This is a genomic window from Pseudomonas sp. P1_C12 (assembly GCF_056406435.1).
Genome location: NZ_JBFUAE010000003.1, coordinates 138931 through 161318 on the forward strand (window position 1 = coordinate 138931; position 22388 = coordinate 161318).

18 protein-coding genes are annotated in these 22388 nt (G+C 59.9%); 6 read left to right on the forward strand and 12 right to left on the reverse strand.

Annotated elements, in window-relative coordinates:
- Positions 1 to 144 precede the first annotated feature (144 nt).
- The 12 genes from AC1D19_RS06040 to yaaA form a co-directional block, all read right to left on the reverse strand.
- On the reverse strand, positions 145 to 801 hold the full coding sequence (locus AC1D19_RS06040; protein WP_477762670.1) for an alginate O-acetyltransferase AlgF: 657 nt from the start codon (positions 799 to 801) through the stop codon (positions 145 to 147).
- A 14-nt stretch (positions 802 to 815) separates the two neighbouring features.
- Entirely contained in the window at positions 816 to 1991 is a 1176-nt protein-coding gene (locus AC1D19_RS06045) for an alginate O-acetyltransferase (RefSeq protein WP_477762671.1), read from the reverse strand.
- A gap of 11 nt (positions 1992 to 2002) precedes the next feature.
- A complete protein-coding gene (locus AC1D19_RS06050; protein WP_477762672.1) occupies positions 2003 to 3568 on the reverse strand; it encodes an MBOAT family O-acyltransferase in 1566 nt (521 codons plus the stop codon).
- 207 nt (positions 3569 to 3775) lie between these two features.
- Positions 3776 to 4900: a mannuronate-specific alginate lyase gene (locus AC1D19_RS06055; RefSeq protein WP_477753205.1), complete on the reverse strand. Its 1125-nt coding sequence runs from the start codon at positions 4898 to 4900 to the stop codon at positions 3776 to 3778.
- Between the two features lie 8 nt (positions 4901 to 4908).
- Complete coding sequence (locus AC1D19_RS06060) at positions 4909 to 6360, reverse strand: alginate O-acetyltransferase (protein ID WP_477762673.1); 1452 nt, start codon at positions 6358 to 6360, stop codon at positions 4909 to 4911.
- Positions 6361 to 6370: 10 nt separating this feature from the next.
- Entirely contained in the window at positions 6371 to 7945 is a 1575-nt protein-coding gene (gene algG / locus AC1D19_RS06065; protein WP_477762674.1) for a mannuronan 5-epimerase AlgG, read from the reverse strand.
- Positions 7946 to 7971: 26 nt separating this feature from the next.
- Positions 7972 to 9459 carry an alginate export family protein gene (locus AC1D19_RS06070; protein ID WP_477753208.1) on the reverse strand — a complete coding sequence of 496 codons (1488 nt, stop codon included), beginning with the start codon at positions 9457 to 9459 and terminating at the stop codon, positions 7972 to 7974.
- A complete protein-coding gene (algK, locus tag AC1D19_RS06075; RefSeq protein WP_477762823.1) occupies positions 9456 to 10835 on the reverse strand; it encodes an alginate biosynthesis TPR repeat lipoprotein AlgK in 1380 nt (459 codons plus the stop codon). Before algK ends, AC1D19_RS06070 begins: the two co-directional genes overlap by 4 nt.
- Positions 10836 to 10973: 138 nt before the next feature.
- A complete protein-coding gene (locus AC1D19_RS06080; RefSeq protein WP_477762675.1) occupies positions 10974 to 12143 on the reverse strand; it encodes a PilZ domain-containing protein in 1170 nt (389 codons plus the stop codon).
- Positions 12144 to 12179: 36 nt separating this feature from the next.
- On the reverse strand, positions 12180 to 13661 hold the full coding sequence (gene alg8, locus AC1D19_RS06085; protein WP_437128365.1) for a mannuronan synthase: 1482 nt from the start codon (positions 13659 to 13661) through the stop codon (positions 12180 to 12182).
- 200 nt (positions 13662 to 13861) lie between these two features.
- Positions 13862 to 15178: a nucleotide sugar dehydrogenase gene (locus AC1D19_RS06090; protein WP_223459840.1), complete on the reverse strand. Its 1317-nt coding sequence runs from the start codon at positions 15176 to 15178 to the stop codon at positions 13862 to 13864.
- A gap of 825 nt (positions 15179 to 16003) precedes the next feature.
- On the reverse strand, positions 16004 to 16783 hold the full coding sequence (gene yaaA / locus AC1D19_RS06095; protein ID WP_477753211.1) for a peroxide stress protein YaaA: 780 nt from the start codon (positions 16781 to 16783) through the stop codon (positions 16004 to 16006).
- Positions 16784 to 17027: 244 nt separating this feature from the next.
- On the opposite strand from yaaA, the gene AC1D19_RS06100 reads away from it, so the two are divergent.
- From AC1D19_RS06100 to AC1D19_RS06125, 6 genes are all read left to right on the forward strand, one after another.
- Positions 17028 to 18152, forward strand: a complete 1125-nt coding sequence (locus tag AC1D19_RS06100) for a polysaccharide deacetylase family protein (RefSeq protein ID WP_477762676.1) — start codon at positions 17028 to 17030, stop codon at positions 18150 to 18152.
- A 336-nt stretch (positions 18153 to 18488) separates the two neighbouring features.
- Entirely contained in the window at positions 18489 to 19883 is a 1395-nt protein-coding gene (locus AC1D19_RS06105; RefSeq protein WP_008050144.1) for a PhoH family protein, read from the forward strand.
- Between the two features lie 234 nt (positions 19884 to 20117).
- Positions 20118 to 20591 (forward strand): cyclic pyranopterin monophosphate synthase MoaC, encoded by a 474-nt coding sequence (gene moaC / locus AC1D19_RS06110; RefSeq protein ID WP_056726185.1) that lies wholly within the window; start codon positions 20118 to 20120, stop codon positions 20589 to 20591.
- The gene (gene moaD, locus AC1D19_RS06115; protein WP_007989957.1) at positions 20588 to 20830 is read left to right on the forward strand and encodes a molybdopterin converting factor subunit 1; all 243 of its coding nucleotides are present in this window, start codon (positions 20588 to 20590) and stop codon (positions 20828 to 20830) included. Before moaC ends, moaD begins: the two co-directional genes overlap by 4 nt.
- 3 nt (positions 20831 to 20833) lie before the next feature.
- Positions 20834 to 21286: a molybdopterin synthase catalytic subunit MoaE gene (moaE, locus tag AC1D19_RS06120; RefSeq protein WP_477756323.1), complete on the forward strand. Its 453-nt coding sequence runs from the start codon at positions 20834 to 20836 to the stop codon at positions 21284 to 21286.
- 307 nt (positions 21287 to 21593) lie between these two features.
- Positions 21594 to 22370: an ABC transporter substrate-binding protein gene (locus AC1D19_RS06125; protein ID WP_477762677.1), complete on the forward strand. Its 777-nt coding sequence runs from the start codon at positions 21594 to 21596 to the stop codon at positions 22368 to 22370.
- Positions 22371 to 22388: the final 18 nt, after the last annotated feature.

Sequence of the window (22388 nt, forward strand, 5' to 3'; positions counted from 1 at the left end):
GTTCCGTGTCGCAGGGGTTGCGCTGCCTGTGCAGGAGCTGCCGAAGGCTGCGATCTTTTGGCGTATTCAATGACGCCGAGAATCAAAAGATCGCAGCCTGCGGCAGCTCCTACAGAGATCGACGTTACCTCTGCGGAAAAATCATTAGCGCGTCGACACCGGGCGTTTCACCCAGACCGGCGACAGGCTGCTGCCGCTGCCGGTGACGTACAGCACCGCGGCTTCACCGCGTTCCAGGGCGACCGGTTTTACGTCGCCGACTTTGGTTGCGCCGTCATACAGCGCCAGGCTGACCTTCACCGGGTTGATTTCACGTTCGCCACGGCCTTTGGCTGCCACGTTCGGGACCACGTCGGTCTTGCCATCGGCGGTCTTCAGGGTCAGCGCCTTGTCGCTGAGGTTTTGCATGCGTACCAGGGACTTCTGCTTGTTCTTGAACGGCGGCTCTTCGATCAGTTGCGGTGCGCTGCTGGCGTTGTTGACCAGGGTGTAATAGTGGTCGCCGGCCAATTTCACCGGCAGGCTCTGGCTACCGACCTTGGCGCTGTAGTCGCCGCCCGGCATGAAGCTGAAGTCACTGCTGGACAGTGGCGCGACGTCGCTCAGGTTGGTGCTGCCGACGGTGGCGCTGACTTCGGCGTTGCTGGCGTTGTAGATGCGCACGAAGGTCGAGCCTTTCGGTGCGGTCGGGCCGTACAGGGCGGCGTCGCCACCGGCGAAAGCCTGTACCGACAGCACGCTGAGGCCGGCAACCAGGGCAAAGCTTTTAGCGAGACGACGAGGAGTTGTAGTGAAAGTCATGGTGTACCTCTCTTTCAGTTTTGCGCCCGGTCGGGCGTCTCGGATTTGTTGATGTTGGCTACGTTTTGTTGGCGGGCGCCGGCTTGTTTAAGCTCTGCGACCCACTGCGGGTCGGCGTCGCCGATTTCGTTGTTCACGGGCAGATATCGTTCAGGGAACTCCCAGATCAGCACCTGTGGCGGGCTGTTCTTGAAGGCATCGCTTTTCAGGTAGCTGAGCATCGGCAGAATCGGGCCGTGGCCGTCTTCGGCGTAATTGACCACGTCGCTGTGCAGCGCCTGCTTGAGCGCGCCGACGAAGTTCCAGTTGGGGTTGGCGCTGTAGCTGGTGCCGATCAGGGCCACCGGCACTTCGGTGTTGGCGAACAGCGCGTCGTCGCCGGCGGGCTGATCTTCTGCCGCGACCGTATTGCGCTTCTGCAAGGTTTCTTGCTTGGGCATCAGGTTTTCGAACAGCGGGTCCAGTGGCAGGAACAGACGCAGGTCGCCCTTGTGGGTGACGGTTTCCGCAGGTTCGGTGACGAAGCGCTGCGGCTCGCCGCTCAGCGGATACTTGTCGGCGATGGTTTTGGCCAGACGGTTGGCAGCGATCTCGGCGCCTTGCGGCGTCCAGTGGGTGTCGGTGCGCAGGAACACTTGCTGGCCATCCTGCTTGGCCTGTTGCAGCGGGCCGAGCAGGTCAGGGGCCGGAATCCGGTCGGCGGCCAGGCGCTGGTGGAAGTCCTTGTAGAGGTTGGCGTGGATGCTCGCCGGTTTCACTTCACCGAGGTGTTCCGGGTACAGGCGCACCTTGGCCGGCACCACCGCCATCACCAGTTGCACGCCTTTTTCCTTCAAGGTCTGGCGCACGCCTTCGACCAGCGCGTAGTTGCCTTGCAGGTTCAGCTCTTCGTTGACCACCGGGTGGAATTCTTCATCGCTGTACAACCACTGGTCGCGACCGAGCACCACGCCCGGACGACCTTCGTTGAACAGTTTGAAATCCAGCGCGGCCCAGAGGTTGGTGCCCAGGCGCTTGATCGGGAACTCGTCGTCGTAATGCGTTTCCACGGCCTTGGTCCAGCGACCGTTGAGCACTGTCGCATCGGCGTTGGTGCTGAAGCCGAAGAAGCTGCGCACCGACCACAGACCGAGCACCAGCAGGGTCACCAGGAACAGCGCGATGTAGAAGATGCGTAATGAGCGGGTCATGGTCAGATCCCTCAGAACTGGAAGTAAAGGAACGGCGAGAAGCTTTGCGCCGAGAGTTTGAGAATCGAGGCGATGAACAGCAGCAGCACCAGCGCACGCATCACGTAGCGCGACCAGTCAGCGGTCCAGTAGGCCGGTTGCACCTGGGCTTCGACGCCGACGGTGTAGCCTGGCTGGTGAATGTTTGCCGGGTTATCCCCAGGCACGGCCTTGATCGTTCCCGGTGTCGCAGCGGCCGGGCCGTCGGCGTCGATGTTCACTGCAGGCTTGGTCTTCACCGGAGGCTGATTGGTGTAGAAATCCCGCAGGCCGAAGAACGCCAGGGTCACGTAAGCCACGATCAGCGTTGCCACTTGCAGGCCGGTGAGGCTGGCCTGGTTGAGTTCCGACAGCGACCAGTCACCGAAGCTGAACATCGCGCCGTACATGCGCCCGGCGACGTGCAGGTTTTCCGCGCGGAAGATCACCCAGCCCATCACCACCAGCAGGAAGGTCGTCACCCAGCGGATCGGGTTGAAGCTGCGTGGAGAAGTATTCAGGCCGATGGCTTTTTCAATCGCCAGCCACATGCCGTGCCACGCACCCCAGACGATGTAGGTGATGTTCGCGCCGTGCCACAGACCACCGAGCAGCATGGTCAGGAACAGGTTGCGATAGGTCATCAGCGTACCTTTGCGGTTGCCGCCGAGGGTGATGTACAGGTAGTCACGCAGCCAGGTCGACAGGCTGATGTGCCAGCGCCGCCAGAACTCGGTGATCGACTGGCTGACGTAAGGCTGCTTGAAGTTTTCCATGAAGCGAAAACCCATCATCAAGCCCAGGCCGATGGCCATGTCGCTGTAACCGGAGAAGTCGAAATACAGCTGCGCGGTGTACGCCAGCGCGCCGAGCCAGGCATCGCCCGTGGTCGGATTTTGCAGGGCGAAGCAGTGGTCGGCCACCACCGCCAGGGTATCGGCGATGAAGACTTTCTTGATGAAACCCTGCATGAACCGCGTGCAGCCCTCGGAGAACTTGTCGAGGGTGTGGGTGCGGTTGTTGAACTGGTCGGCCAGGTCGCGGAAACGCAACACGGGGCCGGCGATCAGGTGCGGGAAGATCGCCACGAACGCCGCGAAGTCGATCAGGTTGCGGGTCGCCGGGGTGTCGCCACGGTAGACGTCGATGATGTAGCTGATGGACTCGAAGATGTAGAACGAGATCCCGATCGGCAACAGCACGTGGGTCAGGATGAATGGCGAAAGACCCACCGACGTCATCATCGCGTTGATGCTGTCGACGCCGAAGTTGGCGTACTTGAAGTAGCCGAGGATGCACAGGTCGACGGCCACGCCGAGCAGCAGCCAGCGCTGCGCCGGTTTGGTCCTGACCCCGGCGGCACCGACTTTCAGGCCGATCCAGTAGTTCCACAGCGTAACCGCCGCGAACAGTGCGAGGAAGTCCACACGCCACCAGGCGTAGAACACGTAGCTGGCAATCAGCAGCAGCAAATTGCGATAGCGTTGCCCGCTCAGGTAGTACAAGCCGAGAAAGATCGGCAAGAACAAAAACAGGAACACGTTGGACGAAAAAACCATCCCGATCTCTCCTTGTTTGAACCAACAGTCAAGGGCCAACGGCCCCCCCAAACCCCCCACAGAAATCCGGGGGGTAACTCACAAAACTCACTTTCGACACCGACCCTGTAGGAGCTGCCGAAGGCTGCGATCTTTTGATCTTGATCTTTAAAAGCAGGATCAAAAGATCGCAGCCTTCGGCAGCTCCTACAGGGGGTTGTGTCTGGTCTAGGAACCTTTGCTGCCCTTTTCATTGGCCGGGTCGTAGACCTTGGTCAGGTCACCGCCGAGGCGGAAGGTCTTGAACGGTTGCATCTTGTGCTTCTTCGCCAGCACCTCCGGCGAGCAGGTGTAGAGCGAGCAGAACGGTTCGAGCCAGGCGAATTTCATGTCCTCCTTCAGGTCGGTCATGTCCTGTTCCTTGCCGTTCTTTTTCTCGAACTGGTCCGGGTCTTTCACCCCGGACAACACCCGGTCACCCAGGCGTTTGAGCGCGCCGTTGTTTTCCTGGCGCAGATCCACACCGTTGACCTGGGCGAAACTGGCGATCATCGCCAGCGGCGGCAGGGCGTAGTTGTGGTAGGCCAGCGCCCGTTGCTGGCGCTTGAGTTCGTTGGGCAGGTAGCCGTCGGCGTCGACCTGGCTGGCGCCGACCTTGTATTCCTTAACCGCCCAGTCGAACAGGTCGCGGCGGTTGGTGGCGACGGAAGTGGCCATCACCGACCAGGCGGCCCAGTACGAGTGGTTGTTGGTCTGGTCGAGCGGCAGGTTGTCCCAGTCGCTGACCACCTGGTCGGCCATCTTGCTGAACCAGGCTTCGATCAACTGCGCTTGCTGTTGATGGGTGGCCAGCGGGTGGGAGTCGGAAAACTTCAGGCGGATGTACGCCGAAGCCATGCTGCCCAGCGCCCATTTGCGCATCGACTTGCCGGTGTGGTTGAAGTCCTTGGACATCAATGCATCGGCCTGGGCCCAGGCCGTCAGCCAGCTCAACGTGCATTCCAGTTGTTCCGGGCGGCCGTCACGCATGAACTGCATCACGCGCTTGCTGGTGCCGCGCTCGATCTTGGTGATGTCGGCGGTGCTTTCGCGGAAGGCTTTTTCCGACTGCACGTTCAGGGTCGCGCGGGACTTGTCCGAGCCTTCGTACTTGCTGCGAAATTGCAACGAGCCGGTGTACGGCGTCGGCATTGCATCGCAGCCTTCGCTCTTGTCGCCCGTCTTGAATTTATCCACAGGCGCAAAATAGCCCTGGGGTGGACGCAGTGGCGCAGCCGCTTGCGTGGCCCCGGCGAACATCGCCAGGCTCAAGAGCGTCGGTGCCAACAGAGTTGAAAATTTCGGATAGCGCATAGCAGACCTCATTGCCCGACCGAAGCAGTACGCTGTTCGGCGCCCGGGAATACGTTGCGTTTGCAGATTTTCGCTTCGACTTTCTGTGGCGCGGCACCCGCTTGTTCCGGGCCCTGGACTTCAACGGCCAGCAGGTTTTGCGAGGCCCAGTCTTCGTCCGTGCGCAACTCGAAAGCGAAACGCCCGTCAGTCTCGGAGGTTTCCGGTTTGTCGATCTTGATGTCCTCGTGGCGACCGTTCATGTACCAGAGGGTGGCTTGCAGGGTTTTCACCGAGGTGTCGGCGAAACGGATGTCGACCTGATGACTACCGTTGCGCAGGTCCATGTTCTTGCTGTTGACCATCAACTCGTTTTTGCCCGGCTTGAGCGTGGCGCTGCCGGACATCTGTGCATCCTTGCCTTCGCAACCGTTGTCCAGCAGCGCCATCATCTGGCGGTAGATGGTTTCCTGGTCGAGGCGGTACAGCGGCGAGAATTCCCAGATGAGAATCTTCGGCGGGTTTTTCTGGAACTCGTCGCTGCCCAGGTACTGCAGCATCGAACCTTCCAGGCCGCCGCCGGGGAACGCTACGTTGAGGATGTCGGCACCGATGGCCTCTTCGAGGAAACCGGAGAAGTTGTAGTTCTTGCCGCTGTGGGAGGTACCCACGAGGGTGATCTGCGGGTTGCCGGAATCGCCGAACAAATCGCCATCGCCCGCTTCGCCCTTCGGCTCGGTGGTGAACTGATCCATGTACTGGATCGCGTAGCTGGTGCCACAGAGTTGACCGGCCATGTTGTGCAAGGTTCCGGTCTTGCCCATGCGACCCGACTTTTTGGTCTCGAATTCGCGCTTGGGAATGTCGGCGAATTCAGGCAGCTGCTTGACCTTCTCGGCGACGATTTTCGCCGTGCGCTGGGCGCCGTACGGGGTCCAGTGCTGGTCGCCACGGAAGTAGAAATCGTGGGCGGGCAGGGTGTCGGGCAACGACTCGTTGGTCAGTGGCGACAGGTCCGGGACCACGTAGCCCATCTGCGCGAAACGACCGAGCATGGACTTGTAGTTCTGCAGCGCCTTGTCGAAGTCGAAGCTGGCCTTCTCCGCCGGGTTGAGCTTGTTGCGGTTCACCAGGCCACGGGTCGGCTGGTACACGACAACCAGTTCCACGCCTTTGCTCTTGAACGCATCGTGCAGTTGTTTCATGCGTTTGTAGCCGGCGGGCGTGGTGTCGAATTCGGTGCGCAAGTCTTCTTGCGTACGGAACAACCAGTCACCCTGGGCCTGCACCAGCGTGGTGAAGTTCTGCTGGTAACGGGTGGTGTAGTTCTTCGGATCGTGGGCGGCCGGGCACAGGCTGCAGCACGGTTCCGCAGTGAAGCTGGGTGCTTTGACCTCATCGGCGCGAACACCACCGCTGGCCGCGAGAATGCCGGCGGTCAGGGCCGACAGGCTGAGTAATTTGATCAAGTGTGGGTGCATAAAATTATCCTCAGTCCCGCATTTCGGTCTGGCGTTCGACAGGGTCGATCAGCACGGCTTTCTGCTGGCGCACCAGCAGGTCGAGAATTTCATCCTGGCGCTCGCCGAGAATCCCCGAAAAGCTGATGCCGCTGGATTTGGTCGGGGCGAGCATGGACACGCGATACAACTCGACACTCAGCGGCGAGTCGATGGACAGCGGCCCGCTGCCGTTGGCCGCCAGTTCACCGCCGACCACGATCAGCGATACCTGGGCGTCGAACGGGTCGAGCTTGATGTCACGGTCGGTGTTGCTCAGGTCCTTGATGTGCCCGTAGACGCCGGTCAGACCGTTGGCCATGGCGACGTTTTCGTACAGGCGAATGTTCACGCTGTTACGAATGCGGATGCCGTGGCGCTTGTTGCTCAGCACGCGGTTGCCCCACAACAGGTTATCGGCACTCTCGTAGAGGGTGATGCCGTCGGTGTGGTTCTGGTAGATCTCGTTGTGGGCAATCAGGTTGTTCACGCTGTTACGGTCGATCACCAGCCCCGAGAGGTGGTTGTCGTAGCTGCGGTTGTTGAAGATGAAGCTGTCGTTGACCTCACGGGAAATAATGATCCCGTGCTTCTTCTTCGTACCAAACACCGTGTTGTCGGCAATGATCAGGCCGTGGGAACGGTCGTGCGGGTCAATGCCGTAGACGATGTTGTCTTTGTAGGTGTTGCCCTTGACCACGAAGTCGCGGGTTTCATAGCAGTAGAAGCCGTACCACATGTCCGAGAATTCGGAGCCGACGATCCAGCCGGTTGGCTCAGGACGCTTGAGCACCTTGGCCATGTTCGGCGTGTATTGGGAAATACTCACGCCGTAGGACTTACTGTTGGCGTAGCCGAAACTGGCGATCTTGCTGTTGGCGATGTAGGTCTCGGTGCCGCCCCAGGACAGCAGGAACGGACGGAATTCCTTCGGCGAAGTGAACGTCGCCGGGCCGTTGTCCTTCTCGCGCCAACCGGTAATTTTTGTGTCACGCACAAACAACTGGCCGTCGTTGACCAGGAACGCACCGGCCTCCTGGGACAGGCGCAGTTCCTGGGTCTGCTTGTCGATTTCCAGAATGCCGTGACGACCGACCACGATCGGCAACCGCGAGAGGAACACACCCGGCGAGGTTTCGCTGAAGTACTGCTTGGGGATTTTTTTCGCCAGGTCCTTGAGGTTCATGTAGCCGTCGTCGACGAAGATCGCCTGTGGGATGCCGTGCTGACGCACCACCCACTCGGCCATCTTGTTGTCGCCGCCGATGAAGTCCTTCAGGGCGTCTTCCTGCATCATCCGGCGCAGGCTGATCTTGCCCGGTTTGCTGCGCACGATCTTCGCGGCGATGGCTTCGGCTGTGTAGCCGGAAACGTCCGGCAGTTTCGGCGTGGCCAGTTCCAGCGGCGCGGTCGGTGCGCTGCTGACGGTGTAGGTCTTGGCCTGTTGCAGTTCCTTGGCCGTGGTTACCGGCTTCGCCGGTTCCACATTGGCGAAGGCAGTCGCGCTGGCCAGCAGCATCGCGCCGGCCAACAGGCTGATCGAGCCTTTTCGGGCTGGATGATTCATCTGGGAGACTCCCTTCGCAATGTGCATCAGAAGCGCCAGATCACGTCGATGAACGCGCGGTGCATGTACGAATCGACTTCCTTGCCGTACGCATCGCCTGGCTTGAACACGCCACCACGGAAGCGCACCAGGGCCGAAGGCTCGTCGATCGACTGGCTCAACGCCGCCGGCAACAGGCCTTGCTTGAAGTACTTGGTGACCACCAGGTCCATCTCCTGACCGAGGTCTTTCTCGCCATCGTTCAGCGGCAGGGACGTGGTGGAAAGAATTGCGCCGGTGGCATCGTCGGTGTTGTTTTCGACGGCGTTGATGCCATTGCTGCCGACCGGTTTGTTGCCGTCGACGCGCCAGAATTTGTGGTAGATCAGGCTGGCGTCGTATTCGTCGTTGAGCATCCACGAACCGAACAAAGTCGCGGTCTGCATGTTTTGCATTTCGCCACGGAAGGCTTCGCCGAAACGGTGAACCCGCGAGCGCGTACCGGTGTAGTTCGAGCGGTTGCTTTCCAAGCCGTTCTGTTCGTACTCGGCGCTGGCGCGGGCATAGGCGGCACCGACTTGCCATTGCGGATCGAGGCGCAGACGGACACCCAGGTCCGTGGCCCAGCCATTAACGTTGCCGCTGGATTTGGCTTGTGCCGGAGCGGTGCCATCAGCGTTCAGCGGGTTGACGATGTCGCGGTCGCCGCTCATGCCGGTGATGCTGCCCCAGTAATTGACTGTGTTGGTGTTGCGCCAGTTGTAGGCGTCGCTGTCGGCGGTGAGGCCGAGCCAGCTGATGTCGCCGTTCTGTTTCTTGTCCAGCGAATCCGCCGGCACACCTGGCTCCGGGAAGTCGAGCTTGCCGTTGTCGTGGGTGTGATGACCGCGAATGCCGACCCAGTTGCCCGGTGTCCACTGATACGACGCATCGGCGTAGGCGTGCAGGCGATCCTTGTCTTTCGGGGCGAGTTCCGTGAGGTCGGTGCGGTACTCGCTGAAACGTTCGGCGATCCCGACGTTGGCGCGCAACAGGGTTGTGTCGAACGTCCAGTTCAGGGCTTCGATGTTGGTGTCGCGCCATTGGCCGTCGGCGTTGTGCAGGCGTTGGCGACCGAGCTTCAACTGCTCGCCCGGATACGGAGTGAGTCCGCTGTAGCCGACCCAGAATTCGCGCATGGCCAGGTAGTTTTTCTTGGTCTTGCGATCACCGTTGTCGGTGGGCGTGGTGCCATCGCTGGCGGTCCCTTGCAAGGTGTCCGTCTCGATGATGTCGGTGGCCGTCACGGCTTGCCCCATGGCATAGGCGCTCCACGCGCCGCTTTCGCCATAGATCCATGGACGCAAGTCGAGGCCGACGCCGTTGACGTCGCCACCGCTCTTGGTACCGAGGTCACTGTCGTCTTCGGATTGGCCGGTAACCTTCACCTCGAGGCCAAAGTTCTTGGTCTCAGTCATCGCAGCGAGCGTCGGGCAAGACCAGATCAGCGCGAATGTCAGGCCGATGCCGGCCTTCATGAATGGATTCAACTTCATTGGGATTCCTCGCTGACTTCTTCTTGCAGGGTGTGCAGTTCCGGCGTGTTCGGGCTCAGGGCACCGCGCACGGCCTGTTCTTGTTTCAACAGGCGTTGGGCTTCGGCCAACCGGTCGGGCGGCAATTGCGTTTGGATTGTTTGCGCAAGCTCGGTGGCTTGCGGAGTGTTCTGGGCCAGGGCCAGTTGGCTGAAGACGTAGGCGTTCAGCGGATCAGGCTTGGTGCCCTTGCCCTGGGAAAACAGTTGGGCGATGGCAAAGTCGGCGCTGTTCTGGCCGTTGCGCGCAGCGGTCAACAGGTGGTCGAGGGCTTTCTGCGGATAGACCTTGCCCAGGTAGCCACGGCGATAGATCTGACCGAGGTAGTAATCGGCAGCGACTTCGCGGCCGACGGCTTTCTGGAAATGCTCTTCGGCGACCTTGGCGTCAGCCGGCACCAGTTTGCCTTCGAAGTAGAGCTTGCCCAGCAACAGTTCGGCGCGGGGCTGGTCGGCGGCGCGGCCGTTGTCCAGGTACTTCATCATCTGGTCGACGTCGCCCAGTTCGGGGAAGTCGTAGAGCAGTTGCGCGAGGCTGACCCACGACGCCGGGTAGGCCGGTGCGATCGGTTCGAGCAGCGACTGTGCGGTTTTCTCGTCGGTCTTGCCCAGGGACGCATCGGCGAGCACACGGGCAACGCTGTCGACGCGCTGCGCCGAAACGCTGCCGCGGGCATGCGCCGCTTGCATCTGCTTGATCAGCTCGGCCTGTTGCTCGGGCTTGGCCTGTTTCTGATAGACCGTTGCCAGCTCGACGTAGCAGATGTCGCTGGTGTTGAGTGCGGCCTTGCAGATTTTTTCCACGTCATCCAGATGCTGGTCGTAGGTGCCCTGGGTGCGATAGAGCAGCACCTGCGCCAGACCGGCTTCCGGTTTGTTCTCGGCACGCCATTGGCTGATCTGCTGTTGGGCGTTCACGTTGGGAAAGCTGTGCGGGTATTGCAGGTACAGCATCGCCAACGGGATCAACGTGTTGCCTTCGCCCGCGGCGGCGGCTTTTTTCAACAGGGTTTCGGCTTCGTGTTGTTCCGCTTCGGTGGAACCTGGCTTGGCCACCAGCAGACGACCGAGGCGTGCCTGGGCGCGCGGCGAAACGCTGGCCGCGGCGCGGTAAGTCGCCTCGGCCTGTTTCATCTGCGCCGGGTCGCGACTGTCGACCTGGATATCGGCCAGGCCGACCTGCGCTTCGCTGTAGCCCAGGTCTGCCAGTTGCCGGTAGTTCTGCGCGGCGGTGGCGGTATCGCCACGTTTGAGTGCTTCGTTGGCCAGGCGCTGGTCGGGCAGGCCGGCGCAACCGGCCAGGCTCACCGCCAATGCCACTGCACACAGAGACCCCATGTAGGAGCGAGCCTGCTCGCGATGCAGGCAACTCGGTACATCAGACAGACCGCGCGGATCCCATCGCGAGCAGGCTCGCTCCCACAGGGATTGCGGTGTGTTCGAGATTTTTGTGATGGTCACAGGCATGTCCTCGACTTAAAGACCGACAGCCATGGCTTTGTCGATCAGCCAGTTCAGGTTCGGGCCACGGTCGCTGTTGACTTCCACCGGGCGGCCGGCGAGGGAGCTGTCCAGGGTTTCGTCCGGCTGGATCAGCACGCGGATGTCCGAAGACAGATCGGCGCTTTTCAGGCTGGTGCTGCTGACGATCTTGCCGGTGCGGCTCTTGTCCTCGCCGGCGATCTGGAAGCGCACCGAAGTACCCGGGCGCACGTCGCCGAACTGGCGATAGGAGAAGCGCGCTTCAACATTGGCTTCGCTGTTGCGCGGCACCAGTTGGAAGATCACGTCGCCCTTGCTGGCGTACTGACCGTTGGCGACCATTTGCTGGGCCACGGTGCAGTCGCAAGGCGAGGTCAGGGTGCCGGTCATCTGCTTGCCGAACAGTTCTGCAACCTTGGCCGGTTGCAGTTGGTCTTCGTCCAGATGGCCCTTGAGCACGTCGAGCATGCTGGTGCTAAAGGTCGCCAGTGGTGCGCCCTTGGCGGCCACGCCGTCGGCTTTCACCAGGCTCTGCACGGTGCCGTCGCGGGGCATGGTGATGTTCACGCCCGGCACGCTGACCAGACCGGCCTGGGCGTGGCTGACGAAGTACATGCCGTACACCGATTTGAAAACAAAGCCGAATGCAGCCAGGCCGACAACGAAGATCCCCAGGCTGAAGGTCACGGCTTTCATGCGGCCGAGCGCGGACATGCCGTGGCCGCCGTCCTTGACCTTACGCGCCTTGGTGAAATTGTCGCGCTGCAGGGTCGCCAGCATTTCACCCACGCTGACGATGTCGCCAGCCAGGTGCGAAGTGATCAGGTGGCGCAGGGTCGAGATGTCCCGTGGTTCCAGGTTCTGGAACTGGCAGCCGGCGCGTCCGGTCTCGCGATCGAAGGAGCGGACCTGCAACTCGACGTCCATGGCCAGGCCGAGGTTGTCGATGAGGAATTGCAGGCGGGCCTTGTACACGTCACCGATCTTCAGCGGCAATTGACCGGCGTTGAATGCCAGGCCACCGGCGGACAGGTCGATCACCCGGGCTTCGACCGGCGTCCGGTCAGGGCCGAAGAAACGCAACTTGGCCGGGATTTTCACTCGGGCGTGTTGGCGCTGGGCTTCGGATTCGTGCACTACGTTGGCGTTGACGGCGGTATTCATAGGGGGCGTTTTCCTAGTTAATTCAGGCGAGTTCGGTCAGACCATCAACAGCAGCACGGCGACAAAAATGCTGCCGGCAGAGAAGGTCATGGTCCGAGACGACCAGGTGTTGAACCAACGTTGAAAGCTGGCGAGATCACGGGTCAGAGAAGTGGGCTGGCGAGTCCAGGACTGTTGATCGAGGCGGAAGAACACGTAGATCTTCACCAGCGCGCCGACGATCTGGTTGTAATAGAGAATCGCCGGGTAGGCCGGGCCGATCCGGTGTCCGGAGCACGACAGCAACAAGGTCAGGATGAACCGGGTGATGCCGATCCACAGCAGGTACACCAGGATGAACGCGGTGCCGTACTTGAAGCTGGCGATCAACGCCACGGTCAGGCCCAGCAGCGAGGTCCACATCGACACGCGCTGGTCGAACAGCACCACCGAAGTGAACACGCCGAGGCGTTTGATCCCCAGGCCCAGGGCACGGGAGTTCTGCCGCAGGTTGTTGCCGTACCAGCGGAACATCAGTTTGCGGCTGGCCTTGATGAAGCTCTTTTCCGGCGGGTGTTCAACGGTGTTGATCGCCGCGTCGGGCACGTAGAACGTGTCGTAGCCCAGGCGCATCAGGCTGAACCAGCTCGACTTGTCATCGCCGGTAAGGAACTTGAAGCGACCCAGGCGCCAGTGTTGCAGCGAGTCGCTTTCCACGTCGGCGATGAAGTCCGGGTTGGTGACCACGGTGGCGCGGAACACCGACATGCGGCCGGTCATGGTCAGCACGCGCTTGGACAAGGCCATCGAGCACATGTTGATGTGGCGCTGGGCGAAACGCAGTTTGTGCCATTCGCTCATGATGTAGCCGCCGCGCACTTCGCAGAACTCGTTGGTGGTCAGGCCGCCGACGTTGCCAAACAGCTGGAACCACGGCACGGTCTTGAGCACCACGCCTTCAGCCAGCACGGTGTCGCCATCGATCACCGCGACCACGGCGCGATCATCCGGCAGGTGCCGGGAGATGGCGCGGAAGCCATAGGCCAGGCCGTCGCGCTTGCCGGTGCCGGGAATGCGCACGAAGTCGAGCTTGACCCGGGACGGCGGGTTCATCCGGTTCCACAGGCTTTTGACCAGTAGCTCATCGGACATTTCCACGATGGAGCAGACCACGGTGGTCGGCAGGCCGCAGTCGATGGCTTCGCGGATCACCGAGCTGTAGACCTGCGCAGTGGTCAGGGCATCGATACGGAAACTGGTGACCATCAGGAATACATGGGACGGGTCAGCCGCTTTGCCCAGCTTGCGCACTTTGCGTCGCAGGTACGGGTAGACGATGTACAGAAAAATCATGCCGCGCACAAAGTGCGTGGCACCCATCGAGTAGCGCCAGATACCCACGGCGCCAATCAGGAAAATGAAGTCCTTCGACTCGGAGTCGAACGTGGACACGGGCAACGCCATGGCGAGGCCCATCAGTAAACTCAGGTAGAACAGCCAACCGGCGGCCTGGAGTAGGCCGTGTTTTAGCCTGTGCATAATCTGCATCCGTCTCGATCTCGGGCGAGCCTTTGGGGTGGCCCGATGGGGTTAAGGCAGGCCTGTGAAAACTGGCGGCACCCGCTCTGGATGACGCCAGAATCCCTGTAGGAGCTGGCGAAGCCTGCGATCTTTTGATCTTCAGCTATCACGCCGGCGCCAAAAGATCGCAGCCTGCGGCAGCTCCTACAGATACCGCGTTACCAGCAGATACCTTCAGTCCGGCCAGTCACGCTGGTGGCCTTGGACATGAAACCGACCAGGTCGATCACTTGCTTGCCGTGTGGAACGTCCTGCACCAGAGCGCGGAACTTCTCGTCGCGGTTGCCGAGGATGATCACGTCGGAGTTGTTGATCACCGCGTCGAAATCGGAGTTGAGCAAGGACGAGACGTGAGGGATCTTCGACTCGATGTAGTCCTTGTTCGCACCGTGAACACGGGCGTATTCGACGTTGCTGTCGTAGATACTCAGGTCATAGCCCTTGCCGATCAGCATTTCCGCCAGGTCGACCAGCGGGCTTTCGCGCAGGTCGTCGGTACCGGCCTTGAAGCTCAAGCCCAGCAGGGCGACTTTGCGTTTGTCGTGGCTGGAAACGATGTCGAAAGCGTTCTGCACCTGGGATTCGTTGCTGCGCATCAGCGAGTTGAGCAACGGGGCTTCCACGTCCAGGGAGCCGGCGCGGTAGGTCAGGGCACGCACGTCTTTTGGCAGGCACGAGCCGCCGAAGGCGAAGCCTGGGCGCATGTAGTACTGGGACAGGTTGAGGGTCTTGTCCTGGCAGACCACGTCCATCACTTCGCGACCGTCGACGCCGACCGCCTTGGCGATGTTGCCGATTTCGTTGGCGAAGGTGACCTTGGTGGCGTGCCACACGTTGCAGGTGTACTTGATCATCTCGGCGACGGCGATGTCCTTGCGGATGATCGGTGCGTCGAGCTCTTCGTACAGCGATTGCAGAACGTCGCCGGAAGCCTTGTCGAATTCGCCGATGACGGTCATTGGCGGCTGGTCGTAGTCGGCGATGGCGGTGCTTTCGCGCAGGAACTCAGGGTTCACGGCCACGCCGAAATCAACGCCGGCTTTCTTGCCGGAGCAGTCTTCGAGAATCGGGATGACCACGTTGGCCACGGTACCCGGCAGCACGGTGCTGCGCACGACGATGGTGTGGCGGGTGGTCTTGTCACGCAGGACAAAACCGATTTCGCGGCACACTGCCTCGATGTAGTTCAGTTCCAGATCACCGTTCTTTTTGCTCGGCGTGCCCACGCAGATCATCGACAGGTCGGTGTCGCGAATCGCCTCGGCGAAGTTGGTGGTACCACGCAGGCGACCGGTCTGGATGCCCTGGGCCAGAAGTTCACCAAGGCCCGGTTCAACAATCGGCGATTTGCCGGCATTAATCATATCGATCTTGTCTTTGGCCACATCGACGCCAACGACGTCATGGCCCCGTGCAGACAGGCAACCGGCACATACTGCGCCGACGTAACCCAAACCAAAAATGCTGATGCGCATCGCAATTACCTCTCTGTTATCAAGCCTGTATACATCAAGCCATTAGATGGCCGGAGTTAATGGTGTTCAGCGTGTTTTAGTGCACTCGCAAGTGTGCCTTACAGGCACAGCAATGCCGTGTGCTGGCATATAAGTTACGAGTGTCTAAATAAATGCACTCAAGGTGTGCGCAACTAGGCCTTGTTGTTATGATTTGCCCTGTTATGCAGCCGATCCTCCTGTCGGAAGGATGCAGGTGCAACGGCCTTGCACGCTTGATGTCAGGCCGAAAGCCCGTGGATCAAGCGGTTGGGTGCTCGGGTGAGCACGTTTATAGGGGCGCTGCCGTGGCCTTGTAGGGGATAGTCATACCGCGTTATCTCCTGTCCGATTGCTGTTGTCCAAATCAGTGATTAGTCAGCGCAAGTTAGTGTTTCAACTTCGCTACGTGAATCGCTTATCTGCGTAAGTTATCTCGTACACGCTCGGCGAGAATCGTTACCGGTGGTATGAGCGGCGCGTTTGGACATAGTTCCAGTCCGCTCATCGTGAAATCTGAAATTTCTTGAAATATTGAGAAAGGTGGCACTGCTCTCAAACTGATAGCACTTGCCGTTTCGCCCTTTATATATAGGCGGATCATTGGGCGGGATATTTTTTTGCCACTACTGTTAAAAAAAGTCAGTGCCACTACGCAAAAAAAAGATCGAAGTCGAGTGAAACTAAAGTTAGAAAATTGGGCGATGTATTTTTGGCGCCATAAATATGGCGAAAAGGCGGGGAAGGTTGAAGTGAGTCAAGGGTCGGCGCACGAGAGTTGTGGAGGTCATGCGCCGACTGGGTGCATCACTCTGGTGCGTGATCGCGCAGAAACACCAGATTGTCCGGTTTGGATTGTTCGGTGCTGTAGCGATAGCCTTGAACGTCGAACTGCTTGAGGGTGGCCGGGTCGTTGATGCGTTCTTCGATGACGAAGCGGCTCATCAAGCCGCGAGCCTTTTTCGCGTAGAAGCTGATGATCTTGTACTGGCCGTTCTTCAGGTCCTTGAATTCGGTATTGATGATGCGCGCGTTCAAGGCGTTGCGCTTGACCGCCGAGAAGTACTCGTTGGACGCCAGGTTGAGCAGCACGTCATCGCCTTGATCGACCAGGGCTTCGTTCAGCCATTCGCTGATGCGCGTGCCCCAGAAGGCATACAGATCCTTGCCCCGGGCGTTGGCCAGCCTGGTGCCCATTTCCAGGCGGTAGGGTTGCATCAGGTCCAGCGGACGCAGCAGGCCATAGAGACCCGAGAGCATGCGCAAGTGTTTTTGGGCGTAGTCGAAATCGGCTTCGCTGAGGGTTTGCGCATTCATGCCGGTGTAAACGTCGCCCTTGAACGCCAATAGAGCTTGCTTGGCGTTTTCCGGGGTGAACGCGGGGGTCCAGCTGCCGAAGCGCGCGGCGTTGAGCCCGCCGATCTTGTCGGAGACGTGCATCAACTCGCTGATCTGCGCCGGGGACAGCTCACGCAATTGCAGGATCAACTCCTGGGAGTGGTCGAGGTACTGCGGCTGGGTGAAGCGCTGGGTCGCCGGCGGTGTTTCATAGTCGAGGGTCTTGGCGGGTGAAATCACCATCAGCATGAAGTCGTCTCCTTTAATCGTGGCGGCGATTCTAGGGGGTTGTTCGTGTTGACTCCAGCTATGAGCGTGATAGGTGATCGGAGGTGTCATGGGGCAAGATCGCAGCCTCGCTTCACTCGACAACTCCTACGGGACCAGGTTGGCTCAAAAATGGAATCGGATCGCGTAGGAGCTGCCGTAGGCTGCGATCTTTTGATCTTCCCGGGATATAGTGCCGCGCGGGTTTTGTTATGGAGACATCCCATTGCGTATCGCTTTTCTCATCTCGATCTGGCTACTGAGCTTCGGCGCCCTCGCGGCACCGGGCGATGTGGCAACGCTCGATCGCAGCACCTGGCCGGAAAAACTGGGTAACCCGACGCTGTTCGACGTGGCGTCGAGGGCCGAGATCCTCATGTTTTCCAGTGTGCTGTTGGCCAGCGAGTCGCTGGATGAACCCGCCCTGGCCCAGCGCCTGGGCTTGCGCACGATCAATCTGGAGTCGGTCAACCGGGTTCGCCAGCGTCTGTGGCAACGGCTGCTGGCCAACTACAACTTCGCTCAACAGAGTTGCGACCAGGATGCCTCCTTCTGTTTCCTGGTCGAAGACATGCCGACCTTGCGCGAGCAGGCTGCCAAATTCCAGGTCGGCGCAGACAGCTACTACATCAAGTGGGCCGAGCCGAGCCGTGTGTTCCACACCCAGTACCTGGACGAGCAGTTGCGCAAGGCCGCGCTGTTCCCGCAAACCAGCAGCGAAGTCGATCGTTTCGGCGACTATGAGCGCAGCGGCGACGAGATGCATGACCGGCTGTTTCTGCTGACTTTCGACAGCGCTGCCAATGCCGCGCCGGATAACACCGCCTGGGTCACCGAGTACCTGCGCAAGTCGAACCTGAGCGGGACATTCTTCGTCCTCGGCAAGGACATCCAGGCCCGTTTGGCCGAGCATTCGGTGAGCAACCTGCAGTCAACCTACTCGACCCAGTGCATTGGCGTTCAAGGCTGGGAGTTCCGCTCCCACAGCCACTGGCAGGACTGGCAGGACTCGGTGCGCCGCAGTGCCGAACTGGTCAAAAGCAAGCTGCCGGAGAACTACGTGCCACTGTTCCGCCCGCCCGATGGCCAGCGCCGTTCCGATGCCGAAGGCTTCTTCAAGGCTCAGGGGCTGCAGGTAGCGCTGTGGGACATCGACGCCCTGGACGGCGCCGGCAAACTCAAGGGCAACCCGAGTGCGCAACGGGTGCTGACCCTGATGCTGCTCTGGCGGCACGGGGTGATCAATTTCAATGTGAAGCAGGATGGGGTGAAAACGGCGTTGCCGTGGCTGGTCACGCAAACGGCGCCTGTCGGAATCGGCTGGGAAGATTGCCAGGATGCGTTTCGCTGAAAACGACAAAACCCCGTAAACATTGGGTTTATGGCGATTTTGGAAGGGGATTCGCTGCAGGTTGACTTCCGACTGTAAACGGGTGATGGCAGTCCGCCAAGTGTTATTGGTCAATCTGCAAAATAAACTTCAAAAAAGCGTCAAAGTACTTTTTTCTGTCACACGTTTTGGAGTATTACGAAGACAGACCGCCGAAACCTGCAACACAGGTGGCGTCTTCCAAGACCCCGCATGTATGCAGAACACTTGAGTCCCCGCAGGTGTACTCGGCAGTCACTTCGAGGCGCAGCACTGTCAAGGTATTGCGTCGACTGGCTCCCACAAAGGTGACCGAGTATGGATGATCACGGACGTAGCTCTTCTTCCAACCAGCCAATCCTTTATGTACTCGATACCAACGTATTGATTCACGATCCAAACGCGCTGCTTAACTTCGAAGAACACCACGTCGCGATCCCGATGACCGTGCTTGAAGAGCTCGACAAGCTCAAGAGCGGGCATCACAGCGTAGCCGCCGAATGCCGCCAGGCCATCCGCCTGATCGACAAGACCCTGGGCGATGCCTCTCCCGAGGACGTCGAGCAGGGTGTGCCGATCCAGCGTGGCAAAAGCGGACCCAAGGGTTTGCTGTCAATTCTGATGAGCAAGCATGCCGAGCCGAACCTGATTCTGCCCGAGCACCTGAACGACAACAAAATCATCAATCAACTTATCGACCTTCACGCGCGCGACCCGAAGAAGCCCGTGGTACTGGTCACCAAAGACATCAACATGCGCCTCAAGGCGCGCGCTTGCGGGATCGCGGCCGAGGACTACAGCACCGACCAACTGGTCGATGACGTGTCCTTGCTGCCCAACGGCTACCACAACATGACCGGCTCTTTCTGGGACCGCGTGAGCAAGGTCGAAACCCGTCAGGACCACGGCCGCACCTGGCATCAGGTGCAGTTGATCGACAACCTGCCGGCGGTGCACATCAACGAATTCATCATTGATGAGCAGGGCTTTGTCGGCTGGATCAAGGAGATCGAAGAGGACCGCTTGCTGATCCTCGACCTGCACCAGGAACCGCTGCTGCACCAGGAGGCCTGGGGCCTCAAGCCGCGTGATATCTATCAGAGCCTGGCGTTGTACGCCTTGCTCGATCCGGACATCCACCTGGTCAACCTGTCGGGTGCCGCGGGTTCAGGTAAAACCATCCTGGCGCTGGCCGCTGCGATCGAGCAGACCATGGTCAGCAAACGTTATCGCCGCATCATCGCCACCCGCAGCGTGCAGGGCCTGGACCAGGAAATCGGCTTCCTGCCCGGCACCGAAGCGGAAAAAATGGAGCCGTGGCTGGGCGCCATCACCGACAACCTCGAAGCCTTGCACATGGATGATGAAAGCACCCATGGCAGCGTCGATTACATCCTCAGCAAAGTGCCGTTGCAGTTCAAATCCCTCAACTACATCCGGGGCCGCAGCTTCCAGCAGAGCCTGATCCTGATCGACGAATGCCAGAACCTCACGCCGCACCAGATGAAAACCATCATCACCCGTGCCGGCGCCGGTTCCAAAGTGGTGTGCCTGGGCAACCTGGCGCAGATCGATACCCCTTACCTGTCCGCGACCAGCTCCGGGCTGACCTACCTCACTGAACGCTTCAAGGACTTCCCGAACGGGGTGCACATCACCCTGCAAGGGGTACCACGCTCGATCCTGGCCGAATACGCCGAATCGCATTTGTAACTGTCTCACCCCTCACCAAAACCGGGCGGCCTCAAAACCGCCCGGTTTTTTGTGCCTGACGCAATTCCCCTGTAGGAGCTGCCGAAGGCTGCGATCTTTTGATTTTCAAGGCGAAGATCAAAAGATCGCAGCCTTCGGCAGCTCCTACGGTGGGATTGTGGTGATCGGATAATCAGGCGTGCGAAAAATTGACCCGCAGGTTTACAATCGACGCTCCTGATCAGGAGTAATCCCGTGCTGACTCATCTCGATTCCCAAGGTCGCGCCAACATGGTCGACGTCACTGAAAAAGCCGTGACGTTCCGTGAAGCGACGGCCCAAGCGCTGGTGCGCATGCTGCCCGAAACCCTGCAGATGATCGTCAGCGGCGGCCACCCCAAGGGTGATGTGTTTGCCGTGGCGCGCATTGCCGGCATTCAGGCAGCGAAAAAAACCAGCGATCTGATTCCCCTGTGCCATCCGCTGATGCTGACCGGCGTCAAGGTCGAGCTCAGTGCCGAAGGCGACGATTCGGTGCGCATCGTGGCGCGCTGCAAGCTGTCCGGACAGACCGGCGTCGAGATGGAGGCGCTGACCGCTGCCAGTGTCGCCGCGCTGACCATCTACGACATGTGCAAGGCCGTGGACCGCGGCATGACCATCGAAAGCGTGCGTCTGCTGGAGAAGGTCGGCGGCAAGAGCGGACATTTCCAGGCGGAGCAGTCATGAACGTTACCGTGAAGTTTTTCGCTCGTTATCGTGAAGCGCTGGGGTTGGACTCGGTGAAGGTTCAAGGCGATTTCGCCACCGTTGACGACGTCCGCGCACTGTTGGCCCAACGTGACGGTGCCGAGGTGTTGAGCGAGCAAAACCTGATGTGCGCCCGCAACGAGGACCTGTGCCAGCTCGACGAGCCGGTCAGCGAGGGCGATGAAGTGGCGTTCTTCCCGACTGTGACCGGAGGCTGAACCATGGCGATTCGCGTGCAGTCCACGCCGTTCGACCCGGGTGCCGAAGTCAACGCCATGCACGATGCCAATGTCGGCGTGGGTGCGGTGGTGAGTTTTGTCGGCTATGTGCGCGACTTCAATGACGGCCTCGACGTTGCCGGGATGTTCCTTGAGCACTACCCGGGCATGACCGAAAAAGCCCTCGGCAAGATAGCCACCGAGGCCGAACAGCGCTGGCCGCTGCTCAAGCTGGAAGTGCTGCACCGCATCGGCGCCCTGGAACCGGGTGAGCCGATCGTCTTCGTCGGCGCGGCCAGCGCCCATCGTCAGGCAGCATTCGACGCCTGCGCCTTTGTCATGGATTACCTGAAAACCCGTGCGCCGTTCTGGAAGAAAGAAAACACCAGTGACGGACCGCGTTGGGTCGAGGGGCGTGACAGTGATCATGCGGCGGCGGATCGCTGGAAGCAGTGAATCCTGCGGCGTCTTTTAGTCAGTCTTCGCGGGCAAGCCCGCTCCCACAGGGTTCTGCGTCGTACACAAAATTTGTGTTCAGCCAGATCCACTGTGGGAGCGGGCTTGCCCGCGAAGAGGCCATCTGCTTCACCCCATAACCTCCTGAGGCACCACCCGACCATCGGCCGGCACGGGCTGCATTTGCCTCATTGACGATTTATACATAAAAGTCCAGTATGGAATTATAAGTACAAAAAAAGGTTTCCACCCGTTTCAGCTTTTTCTTCTGTCTTGCCAAACCAACAACAACCGCGAGAAAACGAACATGAAGAAGTTCCCCCTCATCACCGGTCTGGCCCTTAGCCTGTTGGCGTGCAGCTCCGTGTTCGCCGCCGAGAAAACCCTGCGCATCGGTATTGAAGCGGCGTATCCACCGTTCGCCTCGAAAACCGACAAAGGCGAAATCGTCGGTTTCGACTATGACATCGGCAATGCCCTGTGCGCACAGATGAAGGCCAAGTGTGTGTGGGTCGAAGGTGAGTTCGACGGTCTGATTCCTTCCCTGAAGGTGAAGAAAATCGACATGGCGCTGTCGTCCATGACCATCAACGAAGACCGCAAGAAGTCGGTGGATTTCACCCACAAGTACTATTTCACTTCGTCGCGCCTGGTGATGAAGGATGGCGCGGTGGTGGATGACCAGTACGCCAGCCTCAAGGGCAAGACCGTCGGTGTGCAGCGCGCCACCACCACCGACCGTTATGCCACCGAGGTGTTCGAGCCCAAGGGCATCAACGTCAAGCGCTACAGCAACAACGAAGAAATCTACATGGACCTGGCCGCCGGTCGCCTCGACGCGATTTTTGCCGACACCATTCCGCTCAATGACTTCCTGTCGATGCCGCGTGGCAAGGGTTATGCCTTTGTCGGGCCGGAGTTGAAAGATCCGAAGTATGTGGGCGAGGGGGCCGGGATTGCCGTGCGCAAGGGCAACACCGAGTTGGTCAGCGAGCTGAACACGGCCATTGATGGCATTCGTGTCAATGGTGAGTACCAGAAGATTTCCGAGAAGTACTTCAAGTCCGACATCTACGGCGACTGATAGTCCGCTTTCGCGAGC